The sequence below is a fragment of the Geobacillus proteiniphilus genome (assembly GCF_001908025.1).
GTDB lineage: Bacteria > Bacillota > Bacilli > Bacillales > Anoxybacillaceae > Geobacillus > Geobacillus proteiniphilus.
In genome coordinates, this window is sequence record NZ_MQMG01000063.1 from 1 (window position 1) to 16361 (window position 16361).

At 49.4% G+C, this 16361-nt stretch carries 13 protein-coding genes, 3 pseudogenes, 1 CRISPR repeat array and 1 riboswitch; of the genes and pseudogenes, 3 read left to right on the top strand and 13 right to left on the bottom strand.

From position 1 onward, the window contains the following. A pseudogene (locus BRO54_RS20270) lies at positions 1-232 on the top strand (hypothetical protein); the annotation flags it as partial. Between the two features lie 163 nt (positions 233-395). Here the strand turns inward: BRO54_RS20270 and BRO54_RS16575 are convergent. The 10 genes and pseudogenes from BRO54_RS16575 to BRO54_RS20935 form a co-directional block, all read right to left on the bottom strand. Continuing rightward, positions 396-2063 carry an IS1634 family transposase gene (locus BRO54_RS16575; RefSeq protein ID WP_074044653.1) on the bottom strand — a complete coding sequence of 556 codons (1668 nt, stop codon included), beginning with the start codon at positions 2061-2063 and terminating at the stop codon, positions 396-398. Between the two features lie 167 nt (positions 2064-2230). After that, positions 2231-2506, bottom strand: a pseudogene (locus BRO54_RS16580) (sodium:solute symporter family protein); the annotation flags it as partial. After that, a complete protein-coding gene (locus BRO54_RS16585; RefSeq protein ID WP_011232711.1) occupies positions 2503-2703 on the bottom strand; it encodes a DUF3311 domain-containing protein in 201 nt (66 codons plus the stop codon). The pseudogene BRO54_RS16580 and the gene BRO54_RS16585, both read right to left, overlap by 4 nt. 36 nt (positions 2704-2739) lie before the next feature. Next, entirely contained in the window at positions 2740-3948 is a 1209-nt protein-coding gene (locus BRO54_RS16590; protein ID WP_139268085.1) for a M20 family metallopeptidase, read from the bottom strand. Between the two features lie 132 nt (positions 3949-4080). After that, a CRISPR array of direct repeats spans positions 4081-4841; the repeat unit is 30 nt; unit sequence GTTTCAATCCCTCATAGGTACGATAAAAAC. A gap of 371 nt (positions 4842-5212) precedes the next feature. Then, complete coding sequence (kdpDN, locus tag BRO54_RS16595) at positions 5213-6337, bottom strand: KdpD-like non-kinase potassium sensor (protein ID WP_074044654.1); 1125 nt, start codon at positions 6335-6337, stop codon at positions 5213-5215. Beyond that, positions 6327-6905 (bottom strand): potassium-transporting ATPase subunit KdpC, encoded by a 579-nt coding sequence (gene kdpC, locus BRO54_RS16600; protein ID WP_011232716.1) that lies wholly within the window; start codon positions 6903-6905, stop codon positions 6327-6329. Before kdpC ends, kdpDN begins: the two co-directional genes overlap by 11 nt. Before the next feature lie 18 nt (positions 6906-6923). Then, complete coding sequence (gene kdpB / locus BRO54_RS16605; protein ID WP_011232717.1) at positions 6924-8957, bottom strand: potassium-transporting ATPase subunit KdpB; 2034 nt, start codon at positions 8955-8957, stop codon at positions 6924-6926. Positions 8958-8972: 15 nt separating this feature from the next. Continuing rightward, the gene (gene kdpA / locus BRO54_RS16610) at positions 8973-10655 is read right to left on the bottom strand and encodes a potassium-transporting ATPase subunit KdpA (RefSeq protein WP_011232718.1); all 1683 of its coding nucleotides are present in this window, start codon (positions 10653-10655) and stop codon (positions 8973-8975) included. A gap of 66 nt (positions 10656-10721) precedes the next feature. Further along, positions 10722-10802, bottom strand: a complete 81-nt coding sequence (kdpF, locus tag BRO54_RS21030) for a K(+)-transporting ATPase subunit F (protein WP_068895790.1) — start codon at positions 10800-10802, stop codon at positions 10722-10724. Positions 10803-11091: 289 nt separating this feature from the next. Beyond that, a riboswitch (cyclic di-AMP (ydaO/yuaA leader) is annotated at positions 11092-11250 on the bottom strand. A gap of 157 nt (positions 11251-11407) precedes the next feature. After that, a complete protein-coding gene (locus tag BRO54_RS20935) occupies positions 11408-11566 on the bottom strand; it encodes a group II intron maturase-specific domain-containing protein (protein WP_227412636.1) in 159 nt (52 codons plus the stop codon). On the opposite strand from BRO54_RS20935, the gene BRO54_RS20655 reads away from it, so the two are divergent. Both BRO54_RS20655 and BRO54_RS16625 read left to right on the top strand, forming a co-directional pair. After that, positions 11507-11644 (top strand): hypothetical protein, encoded by a 138-nt coding sequence (locus BRO54_RS20655; RefSeq protein ID WP_227412737.1) that lies wholly within the window; start codon positions 11507-11509, stop codon positions 11642-11644. The two genes, BRO54_RS20935 and BRO54_RS20655, sit on opposite strands and share 60 nt — an antisense overlap. A 244-nt stretch (positions 11645-11888) precedes the next feature. Beyond that, positions 11889-12084, top strand: a pseudogene (locus tag BRO54_RS16625) (tryptophan 2,3-dioxygenase family protein); the annotation flags it as partial. A 323-nt stretch (positions 12085-12407) separates the two neighbouring features. Here the strand turns inward: BRO54_RS16625 and BRO54_RS16630 are convergent. The 3 genes from BRO54_RS16630 to BRO54_RS16640 all read right to left on the bottom strand — a co-directional run bounded on the left by BRO54_RS16630 (position 12408) and on the right by BRO54_RS16640 (position 16340). Continuing rightward, complete coding sequence (locus BRO54_RS16630) at positions 12408-13592, bottom strand: M20 family metallopeptidase (RefSeq protein ID WP_033026498.1); 1185 nt, start codon at positions 13590-13592, stop codon at positions 12408-12410. A 33-nt stretch (positions 13593-13625) separates the two neighbouring features. Further along, positions 13626-14855 carry a hydantoinase/carbamoylase family amidase gene (locus BRO54_RS16635; protein ID WP_033026504.1) on the bottom strand — a complete coding sequence of 410 codons (1230 nt, stop codon included), beginning with the start codon at positions 14853-14855 and terminating at the stop codon, positions 13626-13628. Between the two features lie 156 nt (positions 14856-15011). Beyond that, entirely contained in the window at positions 15012-16340 is a 1329-nt protein-coding gene (locus BRO54_RS16640; RefSeq protein ID WP_014196895.1) for a helix-turn-helix domain-containing protein, read from the bottom strand. Between the last annotated feature and the right edge of the window lie 21 nt (positions 16341-16361).

Sequence of the window (16361 nt, forward strand, 5' to 3'; positions counted from 1 at the left end):
AGATAAATTTGCTTTGTGGGTTATGAACGATGAGTCTGAAGATGAGGGCTGTAAGAAGTGCTTCCTAAGACCTTCTTGTCAAGGATCTGCTTGTCCTCTAATTAGGATTGAAACAGGAAAAGCACCGTGCCCACCTGAAAAACAGTATATAAAGCAAGTAGTACGGGTTGTTGGTCGACAAAAGAAATTTATTAGCGAAAGAAAAATTAAAGTGACTAAAAGCTATTCGTAATATGCGATGAACACTTGAATCTTTGGCCTATGTGCTTTTCGGTTTTGAAAATTCTAGTTGTAAATTATCATCCCGAGTTCGACAGTCACTAGGCAAACAAAATGCCTCTCGCCCCTTGATGCAAAAGGGACGAGAGACATTTGGGCACACTTTGGGCGTGTATCTAGGCGCGAGGATGGATGCCTAGGATCTTCGGAGGAGGCTCCAGCCCTAGAGCCGCAAAGAGTTGCGCTTGTTTGGCCGTCAGTTCGGTTCGTTGATAAAGGTCTCCGTTTTTGGAAGAAAAATGTCCAAGCATAAGACGCTCACATTCGTCTCTTACGTTTGGCCACGATTCATGAGTTCGGATCTCCACGATCCGAACTAACAAGAGAGCAAGCCAACTGAGCAGCACATGCGCCCGAATGCGGTCTTCCAAGCGATGATACATAGGTCGCAATTTCAATGTAGACTTCAATGTTCGGAAGGCCTGCTCAATATCCACCAGCTGCTTATACCCGATGGCGACATCTTCGGCAGACAAGGTGTCGTCAGATGTCCGGATGAGATATTTGCCGTCGTACTTTTCCGCGTCACGAACCGCCTGCTTGTCAATGCGAAGGGTTCCGTCCTTCAACTGGCGCAAGTATTTTCCGTAGGACGGATGGGAACGCAGCCGGCAGGTCGCCTTATGATGGGCTTCGTTGGGGAGTTGACGAAGCCCTTCCAACTCTTCTTTCAGCGATTCGAGCAGCGTTTCCCGCTCCTTGCGTTGGCGTTCGGCTTCGCTGGGATTGTACACGAGAACATAGCGCTGACGCGCTTCTCCGTCGCCGACGATGATTTCTTTGATGTGCAAATTCTCGTCCACTTCATGATAACGTCCGCGACGGCTTAAGGCCTCTTCGACGGCGGCTTTGCCGGATCGCATTTTTTCGCCGACAATGTAGTGTCCGCCGGCCTGTTGCAAGATTCGCAAATTCTCTTCAGAGGAAAAGCCGCGGTCCATGACGCTGATCACACGTCCAAGCTTCCAGCCAATCAAGTCTTGTTTCACCTGTTTGATGACCGTCATGTCCATGGTATTGCCAGGCCATACCCAAGCGCGAATCGGGATTCCTTCCCGGGTGACAGCCAGCCCCATGACGATTTGAACCAAGTCTGGGCGTTTGTCTTTCGAGAATCCTTGTTTTCGAAGCGATTCTCCTTCCGGTGTTTCAGAGGGATCCACTTCGAAGTACGACGAAGTCGTATCGAAGTAAATCAAGTCGACTTCCAAATTCAATAAATCGGCCACGGCATGGAACACTTGGCGCTCCAATTCCGGCTGTACGGCCAGCAGCTCATCCATCGCCCGGTATAACTGATGGCTGGCGACTTGAGGAAGGTGAGGGATATACACGTCTTTCTCCACCCACTCCTCCATCGCCAACTTGCTTGACGGATGAAGGGCGCGATTGGCCACCATGGCAAAAATCAGCCGTTCCAGCGAAATCTGGTGATGTCGGGAGGTAAACAAGGAGTGGAGAATCTCTCCCAACCCCAGTTGTCTCCAGAGCTGATCCAAGAGCCAAACGCCGCCGAGGTGTTTGCATGACTGGAATTGAAAGTCATCGGAAGCTTCTCCTGTCAACTTTTCGACTTCCCAAGCCTGCTCAGGAGAAAGGAATCGCGAAATGCTTTTGGCCAGACGTTCCAAGACGGCGCGATCCACCTCGTCTTCGCGCCCGAATGAATAAATCACCTTCGCTTTCGCATATTTGGCCTTTGGATCCCATTCATTGTGAGCAAGCTGGAGATAAGCAACGGTTGTTCCATCCTTGTTTTTGCGTGTAACTCGTCGTATGTACATGCCTATATTATAACGTATAAAATTTATTTTTAAAAGAAAAAATTAATAAATCGTGTGCCTATGAAATTCGGTATTTTTTCCTAGGATCCGCATCACGAAACCCTTGATATAACAGCATTTTGGTCATTTCCATTTGCCTAAAATGACCTCAAAACTGTCGAACTCGGGGGAAGCATCCAATACGATAACACATAGGCCAGGCAGCCGTAGGCAATGATGTAAAACGTCGGCCCCCCTTTTCCATAGGCCCAACCGCTTCCGCCAAGGAACGTGAACGTTGTGTAAATTTCACCGGCCATCAGGAGGAAAACGAAAACTGTGCCAAATCCGCGCCCACCGACGGTCCATTGCTCCAAATTCATGTCTTTTCCTTTTCGCGCCTGCACCCCTAGATAAAGAGACAGCAACAAGAAAGCAAAAATCATCACTAAGGCCGAGTTCATGTCTGCTCATCCTCCTTCACCGCAGGGTCAAAACGATACACGATGGCCATGATAACCGAAGTGGCGATCACCCAAGCGACCAGCCAAAAGAGAAGCAACGGCATGCCAAACACGTACGGAGTCACTTGATTCACAAAAGGAACGCCGCCGAGCATGCCGATAAATGGGACAATCATTAACCAACGGATGCTTTTCATCTTCTCTCCCTCCTTGGATATGTCAAGCGAAAACAGCTATTCCGCCCCCGCCAACAGTTTCAACGTCGCGGCGACAAACATTTGCACGCCGATCTCAAGCGCGTCTTCGTCAATCGTAAAGCGCGGGTGGTGGTGCGGGTAAACAATGCCTTTTTCTACATTGCCCGCGCCGACGTAGAAAAAGCTGCCGGGCGCTTTTTGCAAAAAGGCGGAGAAATCTTCGCCGCCCATGTTCGGTTTCAAGCGGGCCACTGCCTCTTCGCCGAACAGCTCGCACGCCGTTTCCTCCATGACGCGGGTCACTTCATCGTAGTTGATGACTGGGCGGTAGCCGTAGTCAAATTGAAACTCATACGAGGCGCCGTGCGCTTCGGTGATCCCTTTGACAATGCGCTCCATCCATTGCGGCACCGTACGCCGCAGCGTCTCATCGAACGTGCGCACTGTCCCTTGGATTTCGACCTCCCCAGGCAGGACATTATGCGCCGTACCCGCGACAAATTGCGTCACGGACAGAACAAGCGGCTCGAGCGGGTCGACATAGCGCGAGATGATATGCTGCAAGTTCGTCACGACTTGCGCTCCGATGGCGATCGCATCGATCGTTTGGTGCGGCATCGCCCCATGGCCGCCTTTGCCGATGATGCGGATGAAAAAGCAGTCGGGTGACGCCATCATCGGTCCATACACAATGCCGATTTTTCCGCGCTCGAGCGGCGACCAAAGGTGAGCGCCGATGACGACGTCCACCCCGTCCATGACACCAGCTTGCACCATCTCCTCCGCCCCGCCGGGGAACAATTCTTCCGCGTGTTGGAACAAAAAGCGGATTTCACCGCGAATGTCATCGCGCAACTGGGAGAAAATTTTCGCCGTCCCCAAAAGCATCGCCGTATGGCCGTCATGCCCGCACGCATGCATGACGCCTGGGTTTTTTGAGGCAAACTCAAACGTGTTTTCCTCTTGGATCGGCAGGGCGTCCATATCCGCGCGAATGGCGACGACCCGGCCTGGCTGTTGGCCAATGAGCCGCGCCATGACGCTCGTTTTCGTCGGCCGCGAAAGTTCAAGATGACCTAATGATTGCAGCGTCTCGTACACAAATTGCGCCGTTTTCTCTTCCTGGAACGACAATTCGGGATGGACATAAAGCGGCTGTATAACAATAAAAAACTCCTGCCTAAAACAAACGGCAGAAGCGGATCGCCGGTATCGCACAGACATAGCCCGCGAATGCTGATTCATCTCTTTCAGTCATCTTCGCCAACTCTTAACCTCTCTCCACCGCACAGATTTAAACCTATGTGCGCTCCATGGAGTTGCTTACGGTGTGATGAAAAGCGTTTATTGCGACGATCGTTCGCACAAAACACGAAGGTTTCAATCTCTCACAGGTACGATAAAAACTCAAATGTCCGGAATGTGGGTCATCAATGAGCGGATAGTTTCAATCCCTCATAGGTACGATAAAAACGATTTTAGGGGTGTTAGACGATGCTGACCAAACGTGAGTTTCAATCCCTCATAGGTACGATAAAAACTCTTTATAAAAAAACCGCATTGTTCCCAAGGAAACACGTTTCAATCCCTCATAGGTACGATAAAAACACCTGGGAGGGCTGTGATGTGATAAAAGAATGGCTGGTTTCAATCCCTCATAGGTACGATAAAAACTCAACAATGGCAGTCAAAAATTGAAGCAGACAGTTGTTTCAATCCCTCATAGGTACGATAAAAACGTCGCTATTCAGTCACTTGCGGCTCGTGGCGTTGAGTTTCAATCCCTCATAGGTACGATAAAAACGCACATTATTTATTGTTACTATCGGATTTCCGAATGGTTTCAATCCCTCATAGGTACGATAAAAACTACGACCGACACCTTCATTTTGTTGCTTGCATATAGTTTCAATCCCTCATAGGTACGATAAAAACATGGGGCGCGCGGTCTCCATGGGGCGACGAAAAACTTTGTTTCAATCCCTCATAGGTACGATAAAAACGAACTCGTGCCGGCGATAAGGGGAAGGATCCCCAAGTTTCAATCCCTCATAGGTACGATAAAAACTAGTCAATGACTACGTATTCGTCCGGACGGTACTCAACTGGTTTCAATCCCTCATAGGTACGATAAAAACCCAGAAAGCACTTGATATATCAATCTTTTTGCTCCAAAGTTATTTTCAGAATACCATAATCCAAAAATTCTGTCAATCGTGTTCATGTACGATGGCTGTAGGCTTGAAGTGTGTAAAAAGATTGTCGTCGATCCCCCGGGGTTTTTGCACGATTGGAGGTCGACGACAATGCTATGCACAGCGTGCACTTTGAATTTCCTCTCGTCTCGTGCGCTGCTTAGCCGCTTAAGTCCGTCAACAGCCTGTACGCAATGCACATTGATTTTATCATACGTTTTGGCTGGCGCCAGCCGACATTCATCTTCCGCTTATTGCTTGAATTGCGAACGGGAGTCTTCTTTTGGAACTATGATCAAAGATGCCCCTCTTCTCTATCTGTCAGATACAACAAGCACATCAACATGTTTAAGTTGCTGCATAATTACATTAATGAGCGATCCTTTCCATATTTCCTCCCATCTCGTCCGAGCAGACATCCCCATCACAATCTGGGTGATTTTATATTCTCGACATACATCCACGATTTGATGGGCAACACGGCGCGAGGCAGCCTCTCGAACGAGAAAAGTGGCGCCAAATTGCTTAGCCATTTTCTCCCATTCTGCTATCGCCCTTTCTGGCGATTGTCTTTTCTGCTTAATGTGCAAAATGTATAACTCGGCGTTTAATCGTTGAGCGATCCGCCATCCACGTCGAATTAATTTTTCAGCGTTTGGCCGATAGTTGACACACACTAGAATTTTTTCATGAATGCCGGTCGGTTCTTCAATTCCCTGTTCTTCTCTCTCTTTCTCCAAACGCATCTCAATATCATCGGCCACTTCTCTTAACGTCAACTCCCGCAAGGCAACGAGATTGCCCTTGCGAAAAAAATGATTGAGCGCCTGATCAATTTTTTCTTTCCCATATACTTTCCCTTCTTTAATGCGCTCGCGCAACGCTTCCGGCGTGATATCAATCACTTCGATTTCATCGGCTTCCCTAAGCATAAAATCTGGCACGCGTTCATTCACTTGGACCCCTGTTACTTGCTCAACGATATCATGAACACTTTCTAGATGTTGAATATTCATTGCCGTCCAAACATGAATTCCCGCCTGCAAAATTTCTTGTACATCCTGATAGCGCTTTTTGTTTTTACTGCCCGGGGCGTTGGTATGGGCCAATTCGTCCACAATCACCACATCCGGGTTGCGTCGAATCACCGCGTCGACATCCAATTCCGCAAATTCTTTTCCTTTATAATGGATTTTCTTGCGAGGAATGATTTCCAAGTCTTTGATTTCTGCCTCTGTCTCAGCCCGTCCGTGTGTTTCAACAATTCCGATGACGATATCGATCCCTTTTTCTCTCACATCGTGAGCATCCCTCAACATATGAAATGTTTTCCCGACACCAGGGGCCGCCCCAATATAAATTTTGAGGCGGCCTTTCTTCATATTTTCGATTTTCTTCAATATCTCTTCCGGAGTCATTCGTCTATATTTATGATTCATTCCGTTTGGAACGCTCCTCCACTAATTTTTGAACAGCCATATTTAAGCGCACAACGTTGACCCGCGGTTCACCAAAAACGCCCATCGCTCTTCCTTCAATGTGCTGCTTGACCAAACGGGTCAATTGTTGCTCCGATAATCCCGTTGCCTTTGCTACCATCGGCACTTGGAACAATGCGGCAGCCGGGCTAATATGAGGGTCGAGTCCAGATCCTGAATTGGTGATTAAATCGATAGGGATATCTTTTTTCGTCTTTCCAGGAACTTTTTTCAACCATTGCTCTGCATCTTTCTCCATCCGTTCCATCATTTCTTTGCTGGAAGGCCCATAATTTGGTGAACCTGATGCACTTGCATCATATTGAATCGACGAAGGGCGGCCGTGAAAATAGGAGTCCCCCTGAAATGATTGTCCAATCAATTCCGAACCGATGGCTCTTCCCTTCTCATAAATAATGCTTCCTTTCGCTTGATGAGGAAATAACAACTGGGCAAGGCCCGTCATCGCTGCCGGATACCCGAGCCCAAGCAAAACGATCATGAGCAAAGCAAGGCGAATATTTCTCATGCCAAATCCTCCTCTCTTTTACATAAACAGGCCTAGGGCAAGATCAATGACCTTTATGCCAATGAATGGAGCAATGACTCCTCCGCCTCCATAAATCAACATATTTCTACGCAAAAGTTTTTCCGATGACATCGGTTGATAGCGCACCCCTCTCATCGCCAACGGAATCAACAGAGGGATGATCACCGCATTGAAAATTAACGCGGATAAAATGGCGCTCGCTGGCGAATGCAGATGCAAAATATCGATCGATTTCATCTGCGGAATGCTGGCCACAAACACAGCCGGCAAAATAGCAAAATATTTGGCAATATCATTGGCAATGCTAAATGTGGTCAATGCCCCCCGGGTCATCAGCAGTTGCTTCCCGATGGATATCACTTCAATAATTTTCGTCGGATCGGAGTCTAAATCAATCATATTCGCCGCTTCTTTTGCCGCCATCGTACCGCTATTCATGGCCAATCCGACATCCGCCTGCGCCAAAGCCGGCGCGTCATTCGTACCATCCCCCGTCATAGCAACCAAATTCCCTTTCGCTTGTTCTTCCCGAATAACACGAATCTTGTCTTCCGGCTTGCTTTCCGCAATAAACTCATCCACTCCTGCCTCGTTGGCAATCGTTGCAGCGGTCAGTGGGTTGTCTCCTGTGCACATGATCGTTTTGATCCCCATTTTTCTCAATTCATCAAATCGTTGGCGCATTCCCGGTTTTACGGTATCTTTCAAATAGATGATGCCCACGATGTCTGCTCCAACGGAGACAGCCAACGGCGTGCCCCCCTGTTTAGCGATTTGTTCGCTTTTTTCTTTCAAATCGCTTGGAATGCGGCCGCCCAGCTGTTTGACATGACGGGAAATGGCATCCACCGCTCCCTTGCGATACGGAATGCCTTGCACGTTCATGCCGCTCATTCTTGTCTCGGCAGTAAACGGGACAAACTCCTCGTGTTCATACTCAGCAACATCTGCTTTCCATCCTTGCTGTTTCGCCAATTCAAGAACAGAACGCCCCTCAGGTGTCTCATCCTTAATCGAAGACAAAACGGCTGCTTCCCGTACTTGCTCCTCTGTAGTCCCGCCAACAGGAATAAACTGGGCGGCCATTCGATTTCCAAACGTAATCGTTCCCGTCTTATCAAGCACGATAGTTGTAACGTCCCCTGCCGCTTCCACCGCTTTTCCGGACATCGCCAACACGTTGAATTGTGTCAAGCGGTTCATCCCGGCGATTCCAATGGCCGATAATAAGCCGCCAATGGTCGTCGGAATCAAACAAACAAGCAAGATGATCAAGGTTGTTATCGACAAATGGATGCCGACATAACGGGCAATCGGAACTAATGTGACAACGACAATCAAAAAGATGAGCGTGAGAGTCACAAGCAAAATGTTCAGCGCCAACTCGTTCGGCGTTTTTTGCCTCGTTGCTCCTTCAACAAGAGAGATCATTTTATCCAAAAAAGACTCGCCGGGGTCGGCTGTGATTTTTACTTTAATCCAATCGCTGACGACTTTTGTGCCGCCTGTCACCGAACTGAAATCTCCCCCTGCCTCCTTAATAACAGGGGCGGATTCCCCAGTAATGGCCGATTCATCAATGGACGCCAACCCTTCTATGATTTCGCCGTCACCTGGAATGAGATCACCGGCTTCGACGAGAACAATATCCCCTTTTCGCAACTGTGTGGACGCAACCAGTTCTATTTCCCCTTTTGCGCTGATCCGCTTGGCGATCGTATCCGCTTTCGTTTTCTTCAGCGATTCCGCTTGTGCCTTTCCTCGTCCTTCCGCCAAAGCCTCAGCAAAATTAGCGAATAAAATCGTGAGCAAAAGAATGACGAATACCGCTAATTCATATTTCCAATCCTCTATTCTAAAAAAGCGAGGAAACAAAAGCATAAGCAACACGATCAATGTTCCAATCTCGACGACAAACATTACTGGGTTGCGCATCATCACAAGAGGATTTAACTTTTTGACGCTCTCTATTGCCGCTTGCCGCACAAGCTCTGGCTGAAACAGTGATTGGCGATTGTCATTCCCTCTCATCTCGACGTTTCCTCCTTAGCGAATGGTTAAATATTCCGCCACCGGACCCAGGATCAGAACAGGGAAAAAGGTAAGTGCTCCGATAATGAACACTGTCCCAAATAAAATGACGCCGAATGTGGCTGTATCGGTACGGAATGTTCCAATGGTTTCGGGCACTGGCTGTTTTCCGACCAAAGACCCAGCGACCGCAAGCATCGCAATAATGGAAACATATCTCCCCAAAAGCATGACAACACCAGTCGAAATGTTCCAAAATGCCGTATTATCCTTCAATCCCTCAAATCCTGACCCATTGTTCGCCGCCGAAGATGTATATTCATACACCACTTGCGAAATGCCGTGGAAGCCAGGATTGCTGATTGCCTCGGTCCCCATGTGCGTCATTAACGCTATGGCTGACGGCGCCAAAATAATGAGAGGATGAAGCAACAACGCGATGACGATCAGCTTCATTTCCTTTGGCTCGATCTTGCGCCCTAAAAATTCAGGTGTACGCCCGACCATCAAGCCTGATAAAAAAACGGCAATCATCGCATACATCATGATGTTCACAAACCCTACCCCATCGCCGCCAAACACGTTATTTAACATCATTAATGCCAGCGGAACGAGCCCCCCAATCGGAGTCAAACTATCGTGCATATTGTTGACTGACCCGGTTGTGGCCGCTGTCGTGATCGCCGTAAATAAACTGGACAGCGGAATGCCGAAACGTACTTCCTTGCCTTCCATATTTCCTTGGTCAGCTGCAAATCCTGATTTGCCCACAAGGGGATTCCCAGATTGTTCCGCATTGTACACAACCCCAAGCATCATGACGAACAAAACGAACATTGTCGCAAACAATACCCACCCCTGTTTGCGATTTTTTACAGCATGACCATACGTAAAAGGCAGAGCCGCTGGAATGCACCACATCGATAACATCTCGATTACGTTCGTAAACGGATGAGGATTTTCAAACGGATGAGACGAGTTCGCTCCGAAAAATCCCCCTCCGTTTGTCCCGAGGTGTTTGATGGACTCAAGCGAAGCGACAGGTCCCAGCGCTAACGTTTGTGTGCCTCCCTCTAATGTTGATACAGCCATGCGGGCCAAGAAGGTTTGCGGAACCCCAAAGGCCACTAACAAGATCGTTACGATGACAGATAGCGGGAGCAATACACGCACATTCGCGCGCACAAAATCTTGATAAAAATTCCCTATCGTTTTTCCTTTTTTAGACAACGCGCGAATTAAAGCAGTAGCAACAGTCAGTCCCGTGGCGGCTGACGTGAACATCATCATCGTCACAAATAACATCTGTGATAAAATGGATAATCCAGATTCTCCGCTATAATGCTGCAGGTTTGTATTTGTCATAAAACTAACCACAGTGTTAAACGTAAGAGTCGGCTCCATATTTTCCACTTTGGCCCCATTAAGCGGCAAATAATGTTGAATACGCAAAAGCCCATAGGATATACCTAACAATGCCGCATTCACGATCAACAATGCTGTACAATACGACTTCCAAGTCATCTCTTCTAGTGAGCGAATACCTGATAATCGATAAATCACCGCTTCAATGGGCGAAAAGAAACGATCGATCTTTCCTTTTTCAAAGAAAGCCACATATAAATATTTTCCCAATGGCACCGCGATAACGATCAACAACAAGAAAATAAGTGTATATTGCGAAAAGACATGCCACATGTTTCTTCCCCCTCACGCGTGATCACTCATATTCCAATTCATAACTGAATTTATCTGACCGTCAGTTCAAAATTTTTCCGGGTAAATAAGTGCGTATACGAGATAGCAAAATACCCCCAATATCACCATCCCTACTATCCAGATCATTGTTCTTCTCCTCCATTCACCACGGAATCACACCAAACAGAAAATTCATAAAAGAGAATAAAGCTCACGACAAGCAAAACAACCATCATCACATCCCACATCAGTGATCCCTCCGCCTTTTGTCATCTTTCCGCTTAAAGTTCGGAAACATTGACTTATACATACACGAAGATTTCCCAACAAACCAAATTTATTATTTTTTACATAAATTACATATTTTTATAAAAAAGAACAAAAAAAGACAGCCAGAGGGTATCTGGCTGCCTATGTCAAGCCATAGGAAATACCCCCCTTCTCTCAACACGCTTACGAGGTTAGCTGACGGATTCGGGTGATGAGAGTCACCCTACCCGTTCAGAACAGGCGTCCTGAACAGGATTCACCCCATGTGGCGCACAAAGCCACGGTTGGTTCCCCCGCTCCTATTCGGATTCAGCGATCTTTAGGGAATGAATGGTTATTTAATTTGAGGCTCATTATACTCTTGGTCCACCATACCGTCAAACAGCTAAAATTAGCTATTTTTTTGAAAATAAACGGAAAAATCATCAAGAAAGCGTTTTACATTTATTTTTTCATAAGCTAACTAATTTATTCTTTATTTTTCATCTATTTTCAAGCACCCGAGTTCGACAGTGACTAGGCAAACAAAATGCCTCTCGACCCTCGATGCAATAAGAGACGGAGCATTGGGTGTTTATGAGTTGAAAATATCCGATCCATCCCATGATGTATTGATTTACTCGCTGGATGTGCTCCTGCATGGAGAGGATCTAGTTGGGATTCGTCAGTTGTCGAATCCGCTGTTTCAGGCGTTGGACGACATGGGTTACATCGTGTAAAACAATTTGGGGTGCCTTGGTTAATTTTCTTATCGATTGCATATGCCATTTAAAAAGGTTCATGCAATGCACCTTGCAGCAAACTATTCCGCGCAGTCAAACACAACAGCGGCCAATGCTGACCGATCATCGTAAACGTAGCGTGATCCATCTACTAATTGGAAAAAGGGGTCGAACAACATGACGAACTTTCAAGATCACTCCGCCTTCTTTTCTTCTTCCGTTGTTTTCAAAGTCGAACAACATGACGAACTTTCAAGATCCATTCGGACTGGAGGAAGGGATTCACACGGATTTTCAAGAGGACATTCGTATGCAGGCTGCCTTCAGCTTGATAAAATTTTGTCAAGCCAGCGGCGACTGTCCGATTCATCATGATGAAATGCTATTTATCATTTATTCACCAAACAAGCGAACTTTGGATGAAGCTCATGTTACATTAAATGAAAAGTTGCGATTCAATGCACGTTAGACAACCATAAAGCATGTAAGAAGGCACGGATGCATTCCATGCCTTCTTTGCTTTCCCCGTCCATTGATAAGCACGATGTCCAATCGCCAACTTTTCCTCCTATATCGCCCGCTTTCCTTCTTTCACCGTAACTGGGCCAAACGGAATCCAACTCACCACAACGTTGATGCTGTCACTAAAATCATCGACCCTGGCACCATGGCAGTGAGCAACCCAGCGGCGCCAATCAATCCCGCCACCCAAGGATCAAACGTTTGAACTGACAATCTTGGATATGTCAAGCGAAAACAGCTATTCCGCCCCCGCCAACAGTTTCAACGTCGCCGCGACAAACATTTGCACGCCAATCTCAAGCGCGTCTTCGTCAATCGTAAAGCGCGGGTGGTGGTGCGGGTAAACGATGCCTTTTTCTACATTGCCCGCGCCGACGTAGAAAAAGCTGCCGGGCGCTTTTTGCAAAAAGGCGGAGAAATCTTCGCCGCCCATGTTCGGTTTCAAGCGGGCCACTGCCTCTTCGCCGAACAGCTCGCACGCCGTTTCCTCCATGACGCGGGTCACTTCATCGTAGTTGATGACCGGGCGGTAGCCGTAGTCAAATCGAAACTCATACGAGGCGCCGTGCGCTTCGGTGATCCCTTTGACAATGCGCTCCATCCATTGCGGCACCGTGCGCCGCAGCGTCTCATCGAACGTGCGCACTGTCCCTTGGATTTCGACCTCCCCAGGCAGGACATTATGCGCCGTACCCGCCACAAATTGCGTCACGGACAGAACAAGCGGCTCGAGCGGGTCGACATAGCGCGAGACAATGTGCTGCAAGTTCGTCACGACTTGCGCTCCGATGGCGATCGCATCGATCGTTTGGTGCGGCATCGCCCCGTGGCCGCCTTTGCCGATGATGCGGATGAAAAAGCGGTCGGGTGCGGCCATCATCGGCCCATACACAATGCCGATTTTTCCGCGCTCGAGCGGCGACCAAAGGTGAGTGCCGATGACGACGTCCACCCCGTCCATGACGCCGGCTTGCACCATCTCCTCCGCCCCGCCGGGGAACAATTCTTCCGCGTGTTGGAACAAAAAGCGGATTTCACCGCGAATGTCATCGCGCAGCTGGGAGAAAATTTTCGCCGTCCCGAGAAGCATCGCCGTATGGCCGTCATGTCCGCACGCATGCATCACGCCTGGGTTTTTTGAGGCAAACTCAAACGTGTTTTCCTCTTGAATCGGCAATGCGTCCATATCAGCGCGAATGGCGACGACCCGGCCTGGCTGTTGGCCAATGAGCCGCGCCATGACGCTCGTTTTCGTCGGCCGCGAAAGTTCAAGATGACCGAATGATTGCAGCGTCTCATAGACAAACTGCGCTGTTTTCTCTTCTTGGAACGACAATTCCGGATGGGCATGCAAATGACGGCGCCAGGCGATGACGTCCGTTTTCACTTCATCGACGAGTCGTTTGATTTCTTCACTTGTCATCCATGGTCTCCCCCTGTTCGTTTGTCTTTTTCGTTATTCCCCTTGGGCCAGTTGCCACACTGTATGATAAAGCACCTCTGCTCCAGCGGCGCAGTCTTCTTTAGTACTCCATTCCGCCGGACTATGACTCACTCCGTCTTGGGAGCGGACAAAAATCATCCCGATTGGGCAAATCGGAGCCAACTGTACGCTGTCATGGGCTGCGCCGCTCGGCAGCCAAAACGACGGGTAGCCAAGCTTTTGGCACGCCGCCTCCGCCGCGCGCTTCACCTCATCGGAACATAGCACCGGCGGCATTTCTTGCAGCCGCTCGGTCGTGACGCGGACGTTCCGCTCCTTGGCGATCGTCTCTGCCCGCACGGCTATGGCTTTCCATACTTGATCGCGCACCTCAGCCTTCAAGTCGCGCAAATCGAGCACAAATTCGACCCGTTCCGGAATGACATTAATACCGCCCGGATATACATGCAACTGTCCTACAGTACCGACCGTTGTCCCTGTTCGTCTTGCTTCCTCTTCGATCACTATGATGATCTGGGCGGCCGCCGCCATCGGGTCGCGCCGCAATGACATCGGCGTGGCGCCGGCATGTTCCGCCTTTCCTTCGATGGTAAATTTCACCCAAATCAGACCGGCGATGCCAGTGACGATGCCAACTGGAAGTCCTGTCTCCTCAAGCACCCGTCCTTGTTCGATATGCAATTCGACATAGGCTTTCACCGTTCCTGGTTTTCGCGCTGCCTGCGGCAAGCGGTCCGGGTCAAGCCCCGCCTGTTTCATCGCTTCAGCGAGGGAAATCCCTTCCGCGTCGCGGCACTCGAGCGCTTCCGGCGGCAGTGTTCCGGCCATGGCGCGGCTGCCGATCATGCCGAAACGAAAGCGCGCTCCCTCTTCGTCAGTGAACGCCACTACTTCAATTGGGTGGTGCGTCACAACACCGTGCTCGTTCATCGTCTGAACGACTTCCACGCCGGCCAACACCCCGAGCGGTCCATCAAAGCAGCCGCCGTTGTAAACCGAATCGAGATGAGATCCAACAAGGACGACCGTGGCATCCGGATTCGTCCCTTCTTTCCGTCCGATCAAGTTGCCAGCCGCGTCTTCATATACGAAAAGCCCGGCTTCGCGCATGTAGGAAGCGACGAGATCTTTGGCCCGCCGCTCTTCAGCAGTGAACGAGAGGCGCGTGACGCCGCCGCTTGGTTGCTTGCCGACCTCCCCTAGTTCCATGAGCCGTTGCCAAAGACGTTCCCCTTGAATCAAGCTATCCTCCCCTCACGCCAATTACGGATAATTTTCGGATATGTCCTTAATTATAATGGAAACAGATGAAATTTTCAAATAATACAAATAATACAAACGCCTTCAAGACAACAAAAAACTTCTGCCTGTCGCTAAAGGCAGAAGCTGATCGAGCAATTATAAGAAAATGCGGTATACTTTGCGCGGACGCCCGCGCGGATACGGGTTTGTTTCCCCGGCCACTTCGGCAAGGCCCACGGTCTCCAATTGGTTTAAAATCCGGCGGGCGCTGCGCGGCACAATCCCCATGTAAGAGGCCAACTCATGCGCTTCGATCTCGTTGGTTCCTCGTTTTTGCAATATTGCTTTCAATTTGCAGAGCGTCGCGGCGCTTAATCCCGTCCGCTCCGCCAGCTGCCGCAGTTCTCCGCCGCCGAGCGAATAGCGGAGGTGCACACTTTTTCCTAACGGACCCGAGATCGTTCCGTCATCAAACACCACCATCCACGCACCCCGTCCGCTTTGTTTCGCATGCAAAAACGCCTTCCCAGCCTGAATTTCGGCCTCATACGCCGTTCGGCCGATGCCGATTCCGCACGCGATGACCTCGCTGTACAAGAGCTCCGTCTCCTCCGCCGAGGGGACCGTTTTATAGCCATCGGTGATCTCTTTTAATGCGCCCCTTGTCGTAAAAATGACATAGCGGCCCGGCCCGGCGCTTTTCAGCGACCCTTGGACTTTTTTTGCATACCGTAGCAATTTTTCCGTTGTCTTCATCTCCAGACGATATATGTCATCGGTCGAAAATGTCTCTGGGGAGGCCGCCTGCATCGCATCGACTTCAATCATTTGCACGGCGATTTGCGCATCTTGCACCTGCAGCATCTGTCCGGTGCGAATGATGGTTTGGATGACCGCTTCCACCGCCGAGCGGGCAGGCAATACCCGATACACCGGCATTCCGAGTTTCTCCAGTTCGAGATGGGCTGTCCGCAAACAGGTGACCGCTGCTTCCGTTTTCCCTTGTTTCCAAAGGGTGTAATGATAGTCGGACAGTTCCTGGGCCGAAATGCCTCCCTCGTAATGCTTGACGTATGGAATCGGCTCCTCGATGCCCGCCTCTTCGAGCAGCCGTTCGATTTCGCGGCGCTCGTACGTGTCAAAACTAAGCCGGCTGACCGGAATCTGCTCCGTATAGTGCGCCTGCAGCAGTGTGCGGTACAAGCTGGCACCAATATGTGGCACATAAAACAGCGGCGCATCGACCTCACTGGACTGCTTGACGATCGAATACGGCACTTGTCCGGAAAACAGCCACATATCAACTTCTGACGCGAGCGGGCGGATCAAATCGATCACTTCACTTTCATCCCAATACACAACGGGAACGCAAACAAGCTCTTTGTACTCTTGCGCCACCGCCTGAATAATTGACAGCGAATCGTCCGCACCAAACAGACCTAAGCGAATGCGGATGATACATCCCTCCTTTTGCCGCCTGCCCATAGCGGTGGGAAAAGACGGCTT

Bases quoted from the DNA above. Each gene is read 5' to 3' on its own strand.
- BRO54_RS16590 (WP_139268085.1), bottom strand. From the start codon at position 3,948: ATGAATCAGCATTCGCGGGCTATGTCTGTGCGATACCGGCGATCCGCT.
- kdpA (WP_011232718.1), bottom strand. From the start codon at position 10,655: ATGTGGCATGTCTTTTCGCAATATACACTTATTTTCTTGTTGTTGATC.
- kdpC (WP_011232716.1), bottom strand. From the start codon at position 6,905: ATGAGAAATATTCGCCTTGCTTTGCTCATGATCGTTTTGCTTGGGCTC.
- BRO54_RS16585 (WP_011232711.1), bottom strand. From the start codon at position 2,703: ATGAAAAGCATCCGTTGGTTAATGATTGTCCCATTTATCGGCATGCTC.
- kdpF (WP_068895790.1), bottom strand. From the start codon at position 10,802: ATGATCTGGATAGTAGGGATGGTGATATTGGGGGTATTTTGCTATCTC.
- BRO54_RS20935 (WP_227412636.1), bottom strand. From the start codon at position 11,566: ATGCAGGAGCACATCCAGCGAGTAAATCAATACATCATGGGATGGATC.
- kdpDN (WP_074044654.1), bottom strand. From the start codon at position 6,337: ATGAATCATAAATATAGACGAATGACTCCGGAAGAGATATTGAAGAAA.
- kdpB (WP_011232717.1), bottom strand. From the start codon at position 8,957: ATGAGAGGGAATGACAATCGCCAATCACTGTTTCAGCCAGAGCTTGTG.
- BRO54_RS16630 (WP_033026498.1), bottom strand. From the start codon at position 13,592: ATGACAAGTGAAGAAATCAAACGACTCGTCGATGAAGTGAAAACGGAC.
- BRO54_RS16640 (WP_014196895.1), bottom strand. From the start codon at position 16,340: ATGGGCAGGCGGCAAAAGGAGGGATGTATCATCCGCATTCGCTTAGGT.
- BRO54_RS16575 (WP_074044653.1), bottom strand. From the start codon at position 2,063: ATGTACATACGACGAGTTACACGCAAAAACAAGGATGGAACAACCGTT.